At 33.0% G+C, this 16,666-nt stretch carries 14 protein-coding genes; 11 read left to right on the forward strand and 3 right to left on the reverse strand.

Translation table 11 applies throughout. The annotated features are described in order from the left end of the window. Nucleotides 1–26 precede the first annotated feature (26 nt). The 4 genes from ACFWM3_RS15250 to ACFWM3_RS15265 all read left to right on the forward strand — a co-directional run bounded on the left by ACFWM3_RS15250 (nt 27) and on the right by ACFWM3_RS15265 (nt 4,890). Nucleotides 27–2,009 carry an alkyl/aryl-sulfatase gene (locus ACFWM3_RS15250; RefSeq protein ID WP_390311940.1) on the forward strand — a complete coding sequence of 661 codons (1,983 nt, stop codon included), beginning with the start codon at nt 27–29 and terminating at the stop codon, nt 2,007–2,009. A 722-nt stretch (nt 2,010–2,731) separates the two neighbouring features. Continuing rightward, the gene (locus ACFWM3_RS15255; RefSeq protein WP_390311941.1) at nt 2,732–4,216 is read left to right on the forward strand and encodes an amino acid permease; all 1,485 of its coding nucleotides are present in this window, start codon (nt 2,732–2,734) and stop codon (nt 4,214–4,216) included. A gap of 218 nt (nt 4,217–4,434) precedes the next feature. After that, nucleotides 4,435–4,623 carry a hypothetical protein gene (locus ACFWM3_RS15260; protein WP_056473922.1) on the forward strand — a complete coding sequence of 63 codons (189 nt, stop codon included), beginning with the start codon at nt 4,435–4,437 and terminating at the stop codon, nt 4,621–4,623. Between the two features lie 12 nt (nt 4,624–4,635). Continuing rightward, a complete protein-coding gene (locus ACFWM3_RS15265) occupies nt 4,636–4,890 on the forward strand; it encodes a spore coat protein (protein WP_335414232.1) in 255 nt (84 codons plus the stop codon). 40 nt (nt 4,891–4,930) lie between these two features. On the opposite strand, the gene ACFWM3_RS15270 is transcribed toward ACFWM3_RS15265, so the two are convergent. Continuing rightward, nucleotides 4,931–5,512 carry a TetR/AcrR family transcriptional regulator gene (locus ACFWM3_RS15270; RefSeq protein ID WP_056473925.1) on the reverse strand — a complete coding sequence of 194 codons (582 nt, stop codon included), beginning with the start codon at nt 5,510–5,512 and terminating at the stop codon, nt 4,931–4,933. Nucleotides 5,513–6,119: 607 nt separating this feature from the next. Further along, entirely contained in the window at nt 6,120–7,064 is a 945-nt protein-coding gene (gene speB / locus ACFWM3_RS15275) for an agmatinase (protein WP_390311942.1), read from the reverse strand. A gap of 216 nt (nt 7,065–7,280) precedes the next feature. Here speB and ACFWM3_RS15280 point away from each other — a divergent pair, with 216 nt between their 5' ends. From ACFWM3_RS15280 to ACFWM3_RS15305, 6 genes are all read left to right on the forward strand, one after another. Further along, nucleotides 7,281–7,430: a hypothetical protein gene (locus tag ACFWM3_RS15280; protein ID WP_390311988.1), complete on the forward strand. Its 150-nt coding sequence runs from the start codon at nt 7,281–7,283 to the stop codon at nt 7,428–7,430. A 636-nt stretch (nt 7,431–8,066) separates the two neighbouring features. Beyond that, nucleotides 8,067–9,395 carry a spore germination protein gene (locus ACFWM3_RS15285; RefSeq protein ID WP_390311943.1) on the forward strand — a complete coding sequence of 443 codons (1,329 nt, stop codon included), beginning with the start codon at nt 8,067–8,069 and terminating at the stop codon, nt 9,393–9,395. Between the two features lies 1 nt (nt 9,396). Further along, the gene (locus ACFWM3_RS15290) at nt 9,397–10,476 is read left to right on the forward strand and encodes a GerAB/ArcD/ProY family transporter (RefSeq protein WP_390311944.1); all 1,080 of its coding nucleotides are present in this window, start codon (nt 9,397–9,399) and stop codon (nt 10,474–10,476) included. After that, entirely contained in the window at nt 10,463–11,533 is a 1,071-nt protein-coding gene (locus ACFWM3_RS15295) for a Ger(x)C family spore germination protein (RefSeq protein ID WP_390311945.1), read from the forward strand. The genes ACFWM3_RS15290 and ACFWM3_RS15295 overlap by 14 nt, the downstream gene beginning before the upstream one ends. Nucleotides 11,534–11,721: 188 nt before the next feature. Further along, nucleotides 11,722–12,903 (forward strand): CaiB/BaiF CoA transferase family protein, encoded by a 1,182-nt coding sequence (locus ACFWM3_RS15300; RefSeq protein WP_056473931.1) that lies wholly within the window; start codon nt 11,722–11,724, stop codon nt 12,901–12,903. Nucleotides 12,904–12,933: 30 nt separating this feature from the next. Continuing rightward, a complete protein-coding gene (locus ACFWM3_RS15305) occupies nt 12,934–14,466 on the forward strand; it encodes a long-chain-fatty-acid--CoA ligase (protein ID WP_390311946.1) in 1,533 nt (510 codons plus the stop codon). Nucleotides 14,467–14,522: 56 nt separating this feature from the next. Here ACFWM3_RS15305 and ACFWM3_RS15310 read toward each other — a convergent pair whose 3' ends face one another. Then, on the reverse strand, nt 14,523–15,134 hold the full coding sequence (locus ACFWM3_RS15310; protein WP_056473934.1) for a TetR/AcrR family transcriptional regulator: 612 nt from the start codon (nt 15,132–15,134) through the stop codon (nt 14,523–14,525). Between the two features lie 210 nt (nt 15,135–15,344). Between ACFWM3_RS15310 and kynU the strand changes: the two genes are divergently transcribed. Further along, nucleotides 15,345–16,631: a kynureninase gene (gene kynU / locus ACFWM3_RS15315; RefSeq protein ID WP_390311947.1), complete on the forward strand. Its 1,287-nt coding sequence runs from the start codon at nt 15,345–15,347 to the stop codon at nt 16,629–16,631. Nucleotides 16,632–16,666: the final 35 nt, after the last annotated feature.

Below are 16,666 nucleotides of genomic sequence, written 5' to 3' on the forward strand. Positions count from 1 at the left end.
TGTTGATGTGTAGAAGGAGTATAATCATGTTTAAAAAAAAAGGTTTATCATTTTTACTAATAATAACTATTTTTTTTAGTGCCACCTTTTCTCAAAAAGTATTTTCCCAAGCCATGCCTCCTACTAAAGAGACAATTAAGTCAAATGAAAAAATTTATAGCGAATTAAACTTCAAAGATAAGCAAGAATTTAATGATGCTCATAAAGGATTCATCGCACCATTAATGAAAAACCAAATAAAAAATTCAAAAGGTGAAGTCATTTGGGACAGTAATCAATATTCAGTTATTAATGATGGGCCCGCGCCTTTAACTGTTAATCCATCACTATGGAGACAAGCTCAGTTACTAGATACTCCCGGCCTCTATAAGGTAGTTGATGGGGTATATCAAATTCGTGGCCAAGATGCATCTGTGATGACAATTGTAGAAGGTAAAACAGGTTTAATCATTTTAGATACATTATCAACAATTGAAACTGCTAAAGCAGCAATTGAATTATATTATGCGAATCTCCCTAAAAAACCAGTCAGTGCAGTAGTGATTAGTCATAGCCATGCTGATCATTTTGGAGGAGTAAAAGGAGTTGTACAATATGCCACAAATCCAGAAGATGTACCAATTATTGCTCCATTAAATTTTTCAAAGGAAGTAATAAGTGAGAATCTCCTTTTAGGTCATATCATGTCACGAAGAGCGGAGTATATGTTCGGAAATCTATTACCAGTAAGTAAAAAAGGATATGTGACAAATGGGATTGGTCCTAGATTTAGCACAGGTACAATCAGCTTTCTACCACCTACGATTGAAATAAAAGAAAAAGTACAAACGATGGAAATAGATGGAGTTAAGTTCAAATTTTTATTAACGTTAAATACTGAAGCACCTTCAGAAATGCATTATTACATATATGATTATAAAACATTAGTAGTGGCCGAAAATACAGGTCATAGTATGCATAATTTTTACACTTTAAGAGGAGCAAAAACACGTGATGCTTCTGCATGGGTTAAAGCATTGGATGATACAATCAAATTATTTGGAAACGAGGAGATTGATGCATTAGTTACAGCACATAGCTGGCCCTTATGGGGTAAAGCTCGTGTAATTGAGCAACTTTCAATGCAACGAGATCTGTATAAGTATATTCATGATCAAACCATTCGATTAGCGAATCATGGCTATACCGCCGATGAAATAGCCGAACAAATAAAATTACCTGAAAGTCTTAATAAATATTGGGCAAACCGAGGATATTATGGTAATTTAAAGCAAAATGTTAAAGCGGTTTACAACTTTTATTTAGGCTACTTTAATGGAAATCCTTCAGATTTAAACCCGCTCCCACAAGTAGAGACTGGAACGAAATATGTTCAATACATGGGTGGAGAAAAGAAGGTTATGAAACTTGCGAAAATGGATTTTGCCAAAGGTGAATATCGATGGGTAGCACAAGTTTTGAAAAACGTCGTAATGGCAAATCCTAATAACAAAGAGGCAAAGAACTTACTAGCTAAATCTTACGAGCAATTAGGATATCAGTCCGAATCTGCAGCCTGGAGAAATTATTATCTGACTGGAGCAAAAGAATTGAGAAAAGGGATTGTGAAGTTAGATGACTCGAAAACTATGAGTACTGTAGATCCTCAGATAATCTTAGGTATGGAAGTAAATGATTTTTTTGATTATATTTCAATTACACTTAATGGTCCAAAAGCAAATCAAAAAAGTTTTACATTTAATGTGAAGATTACTGATTTGAATACAAATTACACAGTTGACATACAGAATGCTGTTTTTAATTATAGCAATTGTTTAACAACCCCCAATCCTGATGCATCACTTTTTGTAGATAAAGTAACTTTTTATTTAATTATGCTTGGGAAACTTGATGTAAATCAGGCTATTGAAACTGGAAAGTTAAGCATTACAGGGAATAAGGAGAAATTTAAAGAAATGGTAAATTTATTTGATCATTTCAATAAAGAGATCAATATTGTTACTCCATAAAAATTGTAAAAAACATTCTTTCTGTGATATGAAGAATGTTTTTTTTTGATTTTTTTGTTCTAAAAATTCAGAAAACTAACAACGTAGTTTTATTCATTTTTTTGTATATAGTCTCTGCCCTTAAAGATAAAAATTCATGACATTTTAACTAAAAAAAACGTGATGATTTTCCTATAGACAGATTCTTAAATTTAGAATCTCTTTCGTGGGTAGAGCTTATTAAATAAGGAAATTCAACATTATACGATATCGAAGCGCTTTCATTATATAATATTTTCCAATCTAAAAATTAATAGTTGAAGAATGTTAAACTAGGACTTAATATATATTTATTGTTTCAAATAAATATACGATTTTTGAACATTTAACTATTCTTAAATAACTCTAAATTATCTAAACAATGAAAAAACTTCTTCTATTTTTCGCCATATTATGATAATTTTAATTAAGTACAATTCGATGATGAAAGCAAAAAAAATGAAAACGCTATCAGCATTGATGGTATAAGATTTGTTCCTTTGTTAAATTCAGAAGGGAGGATTTTCATCTTTACATCGCTCAGTTTCCAGGCTTAGTATTAAAATAGGTAACTTAGTCTGTGATTTGTATTTTTGACCGAAATGACAATGCCAATGGATAGATTGGAATGTGAGCTATTTAAAGATTTGATCAGCCTTTTTCGTATTTAGGGGAATTTCAATTTAAAATAAAGAGGTGTATTCATGCAAAATACAAATCGTAAAAGTGATTTCACTATTCAAAGTAACACGCCTAAAAAAGAGTATTTAGAAAGAAAACTAAAAACGAGACATTTAACAATGATCGCTATGGGTGGTACGATCGGTACTGGTCTATTTTTAGCGAGTGGAGCAACAATACATGATGCAGGGCCTGGTGGCGCTCTAGCTGCATATTTAATTGCTGGTATTATGGTTTATTTCCTAATGACTAGCTTAGCAGAAATGGCAACTTTAATTCCGGTTTCGGGTTCTTTTAGCACATATACTTCAAGATTTGTCGATCCAGCTCTTGGTTTCGCCGTTGGTTGGAATTACTGGTATAACAATGCAATCATCCTTGCGTTAGAATTATCGGCTTCGGCTTTAATTATGAAATATTGGTTCCCACATACGCCAGGTATAGTATGGAGTTCTATATTCCTTATATTAATTTTTGGATTAAACGTACTATCTGTTAAAGGATATGGAGAATCTGAGTTTTGGTTTTCAATTATTAAAGTAGCTACAATTATCATTTTCATTGTAATTGGATTATTAATGATTTTCGGTATTATGAAGGGGCACACTGGAGGTTTTGACAACTTCACAAAAGGAGAAGCACCATTTAAAGGTGGTCTCTTATCGATCTTTAGTGTATTTATGATTGTAGGTTTTGCTTTCCAAGGAACTGAAATGGTTGGGGTAACTGCAGGGGAAAGTGAAAATCCTGAAAAGAATATTCCAAAAGCAATTAAGCAAATCTTTTGGCGTATTTTATTATTCTACGTATTAGCGATTTTCGTTATCGGCTGTTTAATAAGCTATACAGATCCAAACTTATTAGGTGGAGACGTTGATAGTGTTGCGATCAGTCCATTTACTTTAGTATTTAAACATGCAGGACTTGCTTTTGCAGCTGCAGCAATGAATACAGTTATACTAACTTCAGTTTTATCAGCGGGTAATTCAAGTTTATACGTTGGTTCTCGTGTACTATGGGTATTAGCTGAAGAAGGAAAAGCACCAAAGTTCTTAAGAAAAGTAAACAAAGGTGGAGTTCCAGTTAGTGCATTAATTGCAACGACTCTAATTGGTGCACTTTGCTTTTTAACTTCATTATTTGGTGATGGTACAGTATACTCTTGGTTATTAAATGCAGCTGGTTTAGCTGGTTATATTTCTTGGCTAGGTATTTCAATTACGCATTACCGATTCCGTAAGGCGTATATCGCTCAAGGAAGAAAATTAAAAGATCTACCTTATTTAGCAAAATGGTTCCCACTTGGTCCAGTTTTAGCGACAGTGTTATGTTTAGTTGCAATGCTTGGAACGAATTATCAAGCATTTTTCGAAGACAAAATTGATTGGTATGGTATTGCAGTTTCTTATATTGGACTACCATTATTTATTCTTGGATACCTCGTCTATAAAGTAATTATGAAAACGAAGAAGGTTAAATTAGAAGAAGCTGATTTCAGCAGAGACTAATAATTAAATCTGACAAGTAGTTTAAAGCTCAATCTATGCTTCGGATAGATTGAGCTTTTTTTACGTATTTTTTTACAGGATTTTGGAAAATTAATAATGTCAATGTGTGGACTGTTGAAAAACCTTGTCGATCAAAATTTAAATTTAATCAAAATCAGATAAGGGCAGAAGCGCAGGCAGAATTATGCAACTTTTTGTTCGAAAGGAGAAATTAAGTAATGAACAATTCATTAACAGAACTTGAGTTAGAAAACCTTCGTCATATTATCGGAGGACATAGTACAATCGCAAATAAATTAGAGGCATATGCGCAGCAATGTTCAGATCCTGAATTTAAAGCTCTTTTAGAAAGAGATGCACAATCAGCAATGGAATCTAAGCAAAAGCTTTTAAACTTTTTAGGATAAGGAGATTTTATTATGTTTCAAGATAAAGATATGGTTAATGATTATTTAGAGGGACTAAACGCTAGTTTAACGGCTTATGCAGGTTTTATTAATGAGTCAGCAAACTCTGACTTAAGACAAACATTAATTCAATTACGCAATCAGGACGAAGCACGTCAACGTACATTGTACAATTATGCGCTTCAAAAAGGTTATTACAAGCCTGCTGCACCAGCATCACCAGATATTGTTCAGCAATTCAAATCTGATTTAACTTCTAATCAGTAAAAATAGTGAAAAAGGCATTCGAAAAATCGAACGCCTTTTTTTATTCATTTTTAAAACCGTACCAAAAATTCCTCCAAATATTTGAAATCCTTGGCTTCATCTTTTCAGCTCCATAATAAGATAGTTCAATAAAGATGCCATCAATTAAGCAGTAATAAGACATAACAAAATCTTCTACATTGCCTGTTCTAATTTCTCCACTTTTAATTCCCTTATCAATCACTGATCTTAAAATAGTTGACATTGCTTCTTCCGATTCCATGAACTGAGTATGTAATTGTTCCTTTAATGGTTCTGGAGAAAAAAAGACAGCGCGGTTCACGAAAGTAGATTGCTCCTCGAACTCAATATAGTATTCAAATGTTACGTTTAGAATTTGGTATAGTTGTTCCTTTGCTGACAATTCACGAATTTCTCCCATCAGCTCGTCTACTTTTTTCACATGAAGCCATAAACTATTCTCATAAATGGTAAGAAAGATTTCTTCTTTACTTTTAAAATGGTTATAAATAGATGGTTTTTGAATCCCAACTGCTTTTGCAATTTCAGTTAAACTTGTACCTTCATAGCCATTTTTAGAAAATAAGGCAAGTGCTGCTGCAATAATCTTATCCTTTGTCATCTTCATCCTCCGAAACTAACTCTTGTTAGCTAGATTATAAACTGGAATCTTTGTGAAGTCTAAATATTGTTTATATTTATTGCAAAAAAGCTTTGGTTATAGGAGATAGAGCATTGTTTATGTTGTTGAAAATCATGGAGTAGAGCTTAAAGGTGTCATGAGGAAGTAAAAAGGGAAAAAGCTGATTTATACTTCCTTATAGAGTGTTCATGAGGAAGTAAAAAGTGAAAAAGGTGATTTATACTTCCTCATAAAGGGTACATGAGGAAGTATAAAGAAAAAAAGGTGATTTATACTTCCTCATAGAGTGTTCATGAGGAAGTAAAAAGAGAAAAAACTGATTTATACTACCTCATAAAGGTGTCATGAGGAAGTAAAAAGAGAAAAAACTGATTTATACTTCCTCATAAAGTGTTCATGAGGAAGTAAAAAGAGAAAAAACTGATTTATACTTCCTCATAGAGTGTTCATGAGGAAGTAAAAAGAGAAAAAGCTGAACTATACTACCTCATAAAGGGTTTATGAGGTAGTAAAAAAGCAAAATAATGAACTATGCTACCTTCAAGCCTCCGAAAAAAGCTCTGTCTAAAAAACAGAGCTTTTTAAATTACTTTGAGTTTTCTTTATTAATTTGCAATGTAGCTAAACTAGCAAATTCATGAACTAGCGTTGCAGCTAGTAGTGATGTGATTTGAGTTGGGTCATAGGATGGGAGTACTTCAACGACATCAAAACCAATAAAATTGAAATCAGTTAATGAGCGAATCATTTTTAATGTTTCCATACTATTGTATCCACCTACTTCAAGAGTCCCAGTTCCTGGTGCACAAGAAGGGTCGACGAAATCAATATCAAAAGTTAAGAAACATGGTGTATCTCCAATAACTTCTTTCATTTCTTTTAAAATACTTTCAAAACCACGCTCATACATTTCAGGAGTAGTAATAACATTGTAGCCAAGCTCATGGCTAGCATCTATATCTCCAGGATGATTTAATGTGCCTCGTATACCTATTTGGAAAACCTTATTAGGGATTAGAAGTCCTTCTTCGTGAGCTCGGATAAAAGGTGATCCATGCCAATATTTTTCATCGTAATATGTATCCCAAGTGTCAGTATGCGAATCAAAGTGAATCATCGCAACTGGACCATGTTTTTTAGCCGCAGCTCGTAGGTTTGCTAAAGTAATTGAGTGGTCACCACCTAAACCAATTGGGATAATATTACCATCCATTAATTCAAACATTGCGTCTTCCATTAGTTTATAGCTTCGATGGATATTATGTGGGATCACTGATACATCTCCAATATCGATCGCATTGCTGTCGTCAAATGGATATACCTTATGAATTGGATGATATGGGAATAAAGTCATAGATGCTTGTCGGATAGCTTGAGGAGCAAATCGTGCACCAACACGAAATGAGGCAGCAGTATCAAAAGGCATGCCAACGATTGCTAATTTCGCATTTTCTCTTGTTGAAGGTAGTCTCATAAAAGTACCAGTTGTACAAAACTCAGGTTTTACATCAGGTGTAAGTGGATATTTCACAAAAATCATCTCCTAATTTGTTTTTCCGGTTATTAACTACCGGTAGTTAGTTTAATATGATTATAGAATGTTAAATCTGAATAGTCAAACTATTTTATTGTTTAATTTTTTAATACCTGTTAAATAAAGGAACGATTTTTTTGCTCAGATTCACAGGATATAAGGATTTTTATTGTAAATAATATAATTGTTAAGAATAATCTTAGGAGGGATTTTATGCCACAGAATACACAAGGTAAAGGGAATATGGGAACTAATATGAAATCAGGAACGAATCCTCAAAAGGTAAAACAGCAAATTCAAAGTGATGTAAGCCATGGACAGGGAGCAATGACTTCACGTGAGGCAGGGGCAATGCGTGAATAAAAGACCACTTTTTAAGTGACTTTTTTCAGCAGTGAGTGACTATTAATCAAATGAAATGCATTAGTTCAAGTTGTTTAGCATGTTAAAACAAACGGCTCCACTTGAACTGTACAAATGTCATATGTATGTGCAAGCAAATGAAAAAATGCACTGACCATTTACTGGTCGGTGCATTTTTTTACTTTCAATATGAAATCATTTATTAGTAATCGCATTCTGTTCGAATGATTAATCTAATTGCTGTATTCTTGTTCATCATCGTTTTTTTGGAGGTTTTGTATCCAAAATATCGTTTGGATATGTGTTTGTGTAGATCATATCGTTAAATCGATTGTCAAATCTTTCATGTGTGTGGTACATATTGTATCTCCTTTTGTAGAACGAAATTTATAAGTGCTAATTATATAAAGTTTTAAGAATGTTTAATCATGTATATTTATTATAAAACTTTTATAAATATTCAAATAGTGTAATTTTCTCCAATACATGTTGCAAATTTTAGTCTAATACTATTTAATAGACAGTTTGTATTTTTCAATTAAACTTGTTTTTTTACAAAAAATGGTTGAAAAGAATAAAAAAAATCAAATGGGAAAATTTATAAATATGTGTCTTTTGTAGGAGGTATTTTCATGTATGGAAACAATATTGCAGGATATTAAAAACCATTTCGGTAATGATGATGATTTTTTTATAATGAAAGAGCATTTTGTTAATGCTCCTGTTGTCCTGTTAGGGTTTAAGAGTCTAGTTGATTTACCTCAAACATTAAAGACGATTCAAAATAAAATAGAATCTATTTTTCTAACTGATAAGACATTCGATCAAATAATGCATTGGATCGGGTTGGTAAAGGAGAATAATTCGAATGAAGCAATTTCAGCTATTGCAGAGGGAAAATTACTTATACTTTTAGATTCAGAAAAAAACAAATACGTAATAGTAGAAGCGGCTTCACTACCTTTAAATCGTTCAATAACTCTACCAACAAATGAAAATGTCATTCAAGGGCCATTAAATTCTTTTACAGAAGATATAAATTCTAATATCGGGATTATGCGAAAACAAGTAAATTCAGAGAAATTACATATTAGAGCTTATTCTGTCGGAAGTGAGAGAAAAAGGAATCTGTCAGTCTTATATTTCGAAAATCATTCAAGTCTAGGACTTTTTAATAAAATCGAAAAACAGCTTGAAAAGAATCTTGATATGGACATTAATAATCTGCAAGACTTATCAAAAATGCTAGGATTTTCTCCTTGGTTGGCCGTTATAAAATTTAATACAACGGAATTGCCCCAAGAGGCTACAAATTCATTACTAAAAGGTAGGGTTATTATATTCGTAGACAAAATACCATTAGCCCTTGTACTTCCTGGCTTGTTTTGGGATATGTTTGCTTTAGAAAATGATAAGAATTATCCAATTCCACTAATGATGACAATGCGCTTTTTAAGAATAATCGGTTTTTTATTAACACTTATATTACCTGGTCTTTATGTTGCTTTAGTAGCCGTAAACCCTGAGGTTTTACGAATAGAGATCGCATTATCAATTGCTCAAAGTCGTAATGGAGTTCCATATCCAGCACTAGTCGAAATTATACTAATGCTAATAATCTTAGAATTAATTATTGAAGCAAGTATTAGACTGCCTAAAAGTGTAGGACCTACGATCACGATGGTTGGGGGTATTATTATAGGACAGGCTGTTGTAGAGGCGAAACTAGTAAGTAATCTTTTGATTATCATACTTGCTGCTACCACTATTGCAAACTCTACTCTAGTTGGATTTCAAAATTCTTATTCAGTTCGATTGTTTAAATATGTAGTAGCCATTTTAGCATCTTTCTACGGTATATTAGGAGTAATGGCCGGTATAGTGTTGATTTGTACATATTTAGCGGGGATTAGTACTTTCGGGGTCCCTTATCTTTCTATAAATCTGACAAAGGAAGAAAATTAAAATGGATCGAAGCTGGCAAGTTGTAATTATGTATATTTTGACTCATCTAAGTATCATTTTCTTTTTGTATCCAAGAAACATAATTGCAAGCATTAATGATGGTCATTGGATGCTAATTGCAATAGGGTTGATTATTCATTTCATCATAATTGGCGTTTATACTAAAGGCTTGAGTTATTGCCCAAACAAAGACATCATTTCTATTTATTTTGCCATGGGTAAGGGAGTTGCAATATTGTTTTTATTACCAATTATGATTTACTTCATCACGCTTAGTATCATTACTGTTCGTTCGTATTCTGAAATCGTATTAATCACTTTTTTATCTAAAACACCTTTATGGGCAATTATGACAATATTGTTTTTTGTATCAGCTTATCTAGCTACTAAAGGAATAGAGGTCATTTTTAGAACGGGCACTTTAATTGCTTGTTTATTTTTTCCTCTTATATTCCTAATATTCTGTAGCTCGTTTCAGAATACTGATTGGCACTATGCTTTTCCAATTATGAATAAACAATTTTTATTTTTTACTAAGTCGTCATTTTATGTAAGCTTTTTTGCGATTGGAGGGGGCTTTTTATTTTTAGGCTTTATTCAGCCATATCTAACTTTTAAGCGGAAAAAAATATTTCTAGCCGCTATCATACTAATCCCGGCCTATATTCTTGCAGTATATATTCCACTCCTTACATTCGGACAAAACACTGCATCCACTTTATTGTATCCGCTGATAATGGCATTAGATACTGTTGAATTGAATTGGCTTATGTTTGATCGAGTCACTTCATTTTTCTTGTTGAGTCTGGTGACCTTTACGATGCTTTTCATCTCATTAATGCTATGTAATACAGTTAGAATAGTAAATACATACTTTCCATCGATTAAACCTTTATATATAGTCATCTCGGTTACAATATTTAATTTTATTATTGGCTTATTAATACCTGATTGGAGTACAATTGAGAAATTTTTTGTATGGAACTCTTTCTTAAGATTCTTTGTCATGTTTGCAGTTCCGATATCAGTATACTTTTTTGGTAAACGGTTAGGAGGGAAAGGAAATATTGGAAAGATTTAAGAAGCTTTGCGTGATTATATCTACCTTTCTAATATCCTTAACTCTAAGTGCATGTTGGGATAATAAAGATATTAATCATAGAGTACTTCCTGTAATTTTAGGGATTTCTATGAAGAATAAGAATTATATTGTTTATCTCCAAATTCCTCAGCCTAATCAAAAAACTATGAATACTAAAGTAGTAATTGGAGAAGGTAAGACAATTACACATGCTATTGATAATATAAGTACGAATATGGAAAGTAGTGTCGACTTGTTACATCTAAAGGTCATTGTAATTGATGAAGAATTAGCCAAAAGTGGCGTGAACGACATTATTTCAGGCTTTGTAAGGTCAAGAGATGTATCTCCAAAGACTTTGGTAGCTATATGTGAAGATGATATGGATGCATTTTTTTCAAAGATGAAGGAATCATCTGAACCAGGAGGAACAGCTCTTTTGGAGTATTTCGAAAAAACTGCTGGATGGACCCCTCAAATTGCATTAACAAGTGTATGGGAGACATATCGAAGTTTCCAGACTACTACTCAAGACATTGCGATTCCTATTTTAAGTGTTGGAAAAACAACATTAATTGAACTAAATGGCTCAGCAGTCATGAAAAATGGAAAGATGATTGATCGGATTTCTCCAGATGAGACACTATTATTTAATGCATTCAATGATGAAAGCACTACTGGAAAGGTCGAAATAACTAACGATGGAAGCGTCCTAATTTTAACAAATACTATGAAACACGATAGTATGTTTAAAAAAAATAAACCTTATTTAAAAAGTAAGATTAATCTTAAAGTGAGCATTCTTGAAATAAAAGGCGATGTATCTGCCGATTCAATTAGAAAAGATATGGAGAATATTTTAACAAAGCGATTTAATAATATGTTTACTAAGTTACAGAAAGATGAATCAGATATATTAGGGGTAGGGCAGTTTTTTAGAAATAAACTTTCTAGAGATGAGCTAAATGATTGGCGTACGAAATACTATCCTAATTTAACATTAGATTTTAAAGTTCATGTAGTTGTTCAAAACGGAGGAAATTTAGTAACGCACTAAATATATATTTATCTAATTGTTAAAGCCATCCTTTAGAGAATGGCTTTTTTTAGTAGAATTAAAGTTCAAATGGTTAAACTTATTAACCTAAAAAAAGGAGAGATACCAAGTAATCTAGAATAATGAATGTACAATGACAAATTATAGAGATGGAGTGAGGAAATTAAATTGAATAGTAGGTTTAGTATATGTTGAATAAATTGAAAATTCTGGATTTTACACGTCTTTTACCGGGTCCCTATGCAACTATGATATTAGCGGATTTAGGTGCAGAAATATTACGAATCGAATCTCCATTTCATCCCGACTTATTACAAACTTCACCTCCATTTGATGGGGACCAATCTGCCGCACATCAAACGATTAATCGTTCTAAAAAATCTATTATCCTTGATTTAAAAAGCGACGAAGGTACTGAAATCATCTATAAGCTAGTAAAGGAGTACGATATACTCATTGAGCAATTTCGACCAGGAGTGTTGGAAAAGCTTGGCTTAAGTTATGAGCAATTAAAGAAAATAAATCCGAAACTAATTTACTGTTCAATTACTGGATATGGGCAATCAGGTCCGTATCGAAATCGAGCAGGGCATGATAACAATTATCTTTCATTAACTGGTGTTTTGAGTTATTCAACAAGAAAGAATGAACGTCCAGTTCCGATGGGAATTCAAGTTGCAGACCAAGTTGGTGGATCATTACACGCAATTATTGGCATTTTATCTGCTGTAATTCATCGCGAGCAAACTGGTGAAGGACAGTGGGTTGATATTAGCATGACAGATTGTACTTTTACGTTGCAATCTTTAATGGGTTCTGGTTGGTTAACTCAAAAAATTAATCCAAAACCTGAGGAACATCTTTTAAATGGAGGCGTGTTTTATGACTATTACGAAACATCAGATGGTCGATTCTTTTCAATCGGCAGTCTTGAACCTTCATTTCGAAAACAATTATGTGAGGCATTAGAAATTATGCCATTTCTTCCTTATTCTTTTAGTGAGGATAAAAATGAGGTGGATTTATTTAAAAATGAAATAAAACGTGCATTTAGTAAGAAAACGTTTAATGAGTTTAAAGAAATTTTTAGTAAATTTGATGCATGTGTTGAGCCAGTGTTAACTTTTGAAGAAGCATGTGAGCATCCGCAAGTAAAAGAAAGGGGGCTTTTAGTAAACGTCCAAAGAAATGACGGTACCAATCAATTACAAATTGCTTCACCTTTTAAATCTTCAGTGTTTAAACCTACTTATCAACATGTTGGAGTAAAACCCGGGACGAATACAAAAGAGGTTTTATTAAATTTAGGATACGATGATCAAACAATTAATCAATTCATTGAAAAAGGAATTATTAGGTCAGTTGATTAAATCTAAATTATTTAATACGGGGGTAAGCAAATGAGTTTTGGAAATGTATTATCGCTAAACGAAAAAAGGCACCCAGATAAATTAGCATTAGTCTATCAAGACCGTACATACACATATATGGAATTCAATAAAGTGGTTAATCGTTTTGCATGGGGATTACAGAAACTAGGTATAAAAAAAGGTGAGAAATTAGCTCTTATGATGGCAAACTCTGACTTATTTGTGATTGGTTATTGTGCTGCTGTAAAAGTAGGGGCCGTTGTCGTTCCAATTAACTTCCGTCTTGTTTCTCGAGAAGTTGAATATATTTTAGAGCAGTCTGATAGTGTACTTGTTATTTGTGATTCAGAACTAGAAAAAGTCGTCTTAGATGCTTCAAAATCCTCATCGAAAGTAAGAAATATCATTACTGCTCCTCTAGCTTCATCGCCGAATAGTTTAAGCTTCTTTGATGTGTTGTCATCAATTGAAGAAGATCCCCAAGTAGAGATTTCAGGAGACGATGATTTTCATTTACTATATACTTCAGGTACTACTGGACAACCAAAAGGTGCGCTTTTCGACTATAAACGAATTGAAAAGCTCATAAATGGATTGAGTGCGGTAATGGGACAAAGCTGTCAGGATCGGCTTTTACATGTTGCTCCATTATTCCATTGTGCTCAGCTCGTCATCTTTCTATTACCGGGTTTATATTTAGGTATGACAAATATTATTCATCGAGATTTTAACCCGTTAAATGTGTTAAAGGATATAGAAAAATATAAAATTACTTTATTTTTTGGTGTTCCGACAATGTATAACTATTTACAGCAAGTTCCAAATGCTGACCAATATGATCTTTCTTCAATAAAAAGATGTGCATACGGTGCAGCTCCAATGCCTCCTGAAATCTTAATGAAAAGTATGAAATTATTTAATACAAATCAATTTTTCAGCTTATGTGGATTAACAGAAGGGGGACCTACAGGGGTTTATCTTTCACCAGAAGATCATGAGCTCCATTTTGGAAAAACAGGAAAAACACCTTTACTCTATACAATTATTAAACTAGTTAATAAGCAAGATGAAGAAGTTTTACCTGGTGAAGTTGGTGAATTGATCTTAAAAGGTGAAACAATTATGAAGGAATATTATAAAAAGCCGAAAGAGACAGCAGATACGATTAAAGATGGTTGGTTATATACAGGAGATTTAGCTGTAGTAGATGGGGAAGGATATATCACGTTAGTTGATCGTAGTAAGGATATGTTAATTTCTGGTGGAGAAAATATTTATTCAGTAGAAATTGAAAATGTTTTGTATGAGCATCATTCAATTTTGGAAGCGGCAGTGATCGGTACGCCTGATGCTAAATGGGGAGAGGTCGTAACCGCATTTGTCGTATTAAAACCAGGGCATCGTCTATCTTTTGAGGAGATTGGATCTTTTTGTCGTGAAAGAATGGCAGGGTATAAGATTCCTAGAATAGTTGAATTTATTGACCAGCTTCCTCGAAACGCATCTGGTAAGGTTCAGAAGTTTATATTACGAGAAAAGTATTGTAGCACTAATTCAAAATAGAAACCAAAAAGAGCTCAAACTTAAGTAGTGAAAGTTTGAGCTTTTAAATTTGGTTCTTAATAAAGACCAGTTGTATAAAGTGATGTGATTGTTTTTGCAATTTCTTCAATAGTATAATGCTGTTCATTTCGAACGATTTCCCATAAGTACATCTCATTTGTAAAAAACCAAGCACGCGCGACTAGTTCATGATTTAGCTCTTTTCTTGCTAATCCTGTTTCTTGTGCATAAGAAACATCGAGTGATATGCGATCAATAAACTTTTCACGAATTGTTTTCCATTTGTCTGAGATGACGTCAGATACTCCAATAGCCTGTTCAAAAATTTGCATCATATTACGCTCATCTTCTGCCATTTTTAGAAAAGAAGTAGCTTGTTTATAAATAATCGATTCAGCGGATTCTTTCGTTTCTGGAAAAAAGGAAGTTTCGGCAATTTCATAAAACCTTTCCATTACATTTTCCATTAACACAATTAAAAGCTCTTCTTTACCTTTGAAGTGTACATAAGCTGTTCCATAACCAATATCAGCTTTTTTTATCATTTGTGTAATCGTTGCTTTTTGAAATCCTTCTTCAAGAAATACTTCTTTAGCAGCTTCTAGTAGTTTTTGTCTTGTCATTAATGAACGTAATTGACGCTTAGATTCTACTTTGTCATTACTCATACTACGATCCTCCAACATATGCTACTTCTAGCATATAGGTAAATTCATAAAAATGGAAGAAATCACAGAAAACTATGTATGTTTAACATAAAATAATCTCTTTATATCTAAAATTTTGTTATTATCAGAAAATATGACATGATGTCAGTTATTTTGATATGATTTTTTCACAAATAGATTTAAATAGTAGATTGATACAGGAGGAATATTATGAATACGAAAGTTACAGAAACAACATTAGAATACGCAGTAAAAATGGACAGTCTCGATTCACTTAGAAAGTTTAGAGATGAGTTTTACTTAAACCCTGGATCAATCTATATGGATGGTAATTCATTAGGACTACTTTCTAAAAGAGCTGAACGTACTTTACTAGAATCATTGGAAGATTGGAAGAATTTTGGAATAGATGGTTGGACAAATGGAAATCACCCATGGTTTTTCATGGCTGAAAAACTAGGAGAAAAATTAGCTCCATTAGTAGGTGCTTCTTCTGAGGAAGTAATTGTAACCGGTTCCACGACCGTTAATTTGCATCAGTTAGTTGGTACTTTTTTTCAACCAAATGGTAGTAGAAAAAAGATATTAGCTGATGAGCTTACATTTCCATCAGATATTTATGCTCTTCAAAGTCAACTTCGTATTCATGGATTAGATCCTGATCAAGACCTAATATGCGTAAAAAGTAAAGATGGACGCTATTTAGAAGAGGACGATATTATTAATGCGATGACAGAAGAAATCGCTTTGATTATTTTACCGACAGTTTTATACCGTAGCGGTCAAATTTTAGATATGAAGCGCTTAACTGAAGAGGCTCATAAACGAGGAATCTTAATTGGTTTTGATGGATGTCATTCTGTTGGATCAATTCCTCATTCGTTTAGTGAGTGGGATGTTGATTTTGCCTATTGGTGTAATTATAAACACTTAAATGGTGGACCAGGTGGTGTAGGTGGATTATTTGTTAATCGTAAACATTTTGGTGCAATGCCAGGACTTGCAGGCTGGTTTAGTTCAAGAAAAGATAAGCAATTTGATATGGAGCACACTCTAACTCCTGCTGAAACTGCTGGAGCTTATCAAATCGGTACTCCACATGTATTAAGCTGTGCACCATTAATAGGATCTTTAGAGATTTTTACAGAAGCTGGAATTGATACGATTCGAGAAAAATCACTTCGAATAAATCAATATTTAATGGATTGTATTGAACAAGAATTGCCAAACATGGGATTTTTCATTGGATCTCCTAGAGAGGATGCACGACGAGGAGGACATGTAAGTCTAGAACATGAAGAAGCCGCACGTATTTGTAAGTCTCTGAAAGAAAATGGTATTATTCCTGACTTTAGAGCACCAAATATTATTCGACTTGCACCAGTTGCACTTTACACTTCTTATGTGGAAGTTTGGGAAGTTGTACAAACACTTAAGAAAATCATGACTGAAAAGCAATATGAAAAATTTAAAAATGAACGTGAAGTTGTGGCATAAGTTTAGTTGGCTATCTAAGGGGACAAGGGGATGAG

Origin of the sequence: Gottfriedia sp. NPDC058432, from assembly GCF_042721555.1 — a bacterium.
GTDB lineage: Bacteria > Bacillota > Bacilli > Bacillales > Bacillaceae_G > Gottfriedia.

Coding starts and splice junctions, on each gene's coding strand:
- ACFWM3_RS15250 (WP_390311940.1), top strand. CDS start 27: ATGTTTAAAAAAAAAGGTTTATCATTTTTACTAATAATAACTATTTTT.
- ACFWM3_RS15255 (WP_390311941.1), top strand. CDS start 2,732: ATGCAAAATACAAATCGTAAAAGTGATTTCACTATTCAAAGTAACACG.
- ACFWM3_RS15260 (WP_056473922.1), top strand. CDS start 4,435: ATGAACAATTCATTAACAGAACTTGAGTTAGAAAACCTTCGTCATATT.
- ACFWM3_RS15265 (WP_335414232.1), top strand. CDS start 4,636: ATGTTTCAAGATAAAGATATGGTTAATGATTATTTAGAGGGACTAAAC.
- ACFWM3_RS15270 (WP_056473925.1), bottom strand. CDS start 5,512: ATGACAAAGGATAAGATTATTGCAGCAGCACTTGCCTTATTTTCTAAA.
- ACFWM3_RS15280 (WP_390311988.1), top strand. CDS start 7,281: ATGCCACAGAATACACAAGGTAAAGGGAATATGGGAACTAATATGAAA.
- ACFWM3_RS15285 (WP_390311943.1), top strand. CDS start 8,067: ATGGAAACAATATTGCAGGATATTAAAAACCATTTCGGTAATGATGAT.
- ACFWM3_RS15290 (WP_390311944.1), top strand. CDS start 9,397: ATGGATCGAAGCTGGCAAGTTGTAATTATGTATATTTTGACTCATCTA.
- ACFWM3_RS15300 (WP_056473931.1), top strand. CDS start 11,722: ATGTTGAATAAATTGAAAATTCTGGATTTTACACGTCTTTTACCGGGT.
- ACFWM3_RS15305 (WP_390311946.1), top strand. CDS start 12,934: ATGAGTTTTGGAAATGTATTATCGCTAAACGAAAAAAGGCACCCAGAT.
- ACFWM3_RS15310 (WP_056473934.1), bottom strand. CDS start 15,134: ATGAGTAATGACAAAGTAGAATCTAAGCGTCAATTACGTTCATTAATG.
- kynU (WP_390311947.1), top strand. CDS start 15,345: ATGAATACGAAAGTTACAGAAACAACATTAGAATACGCAGTAAAAATG.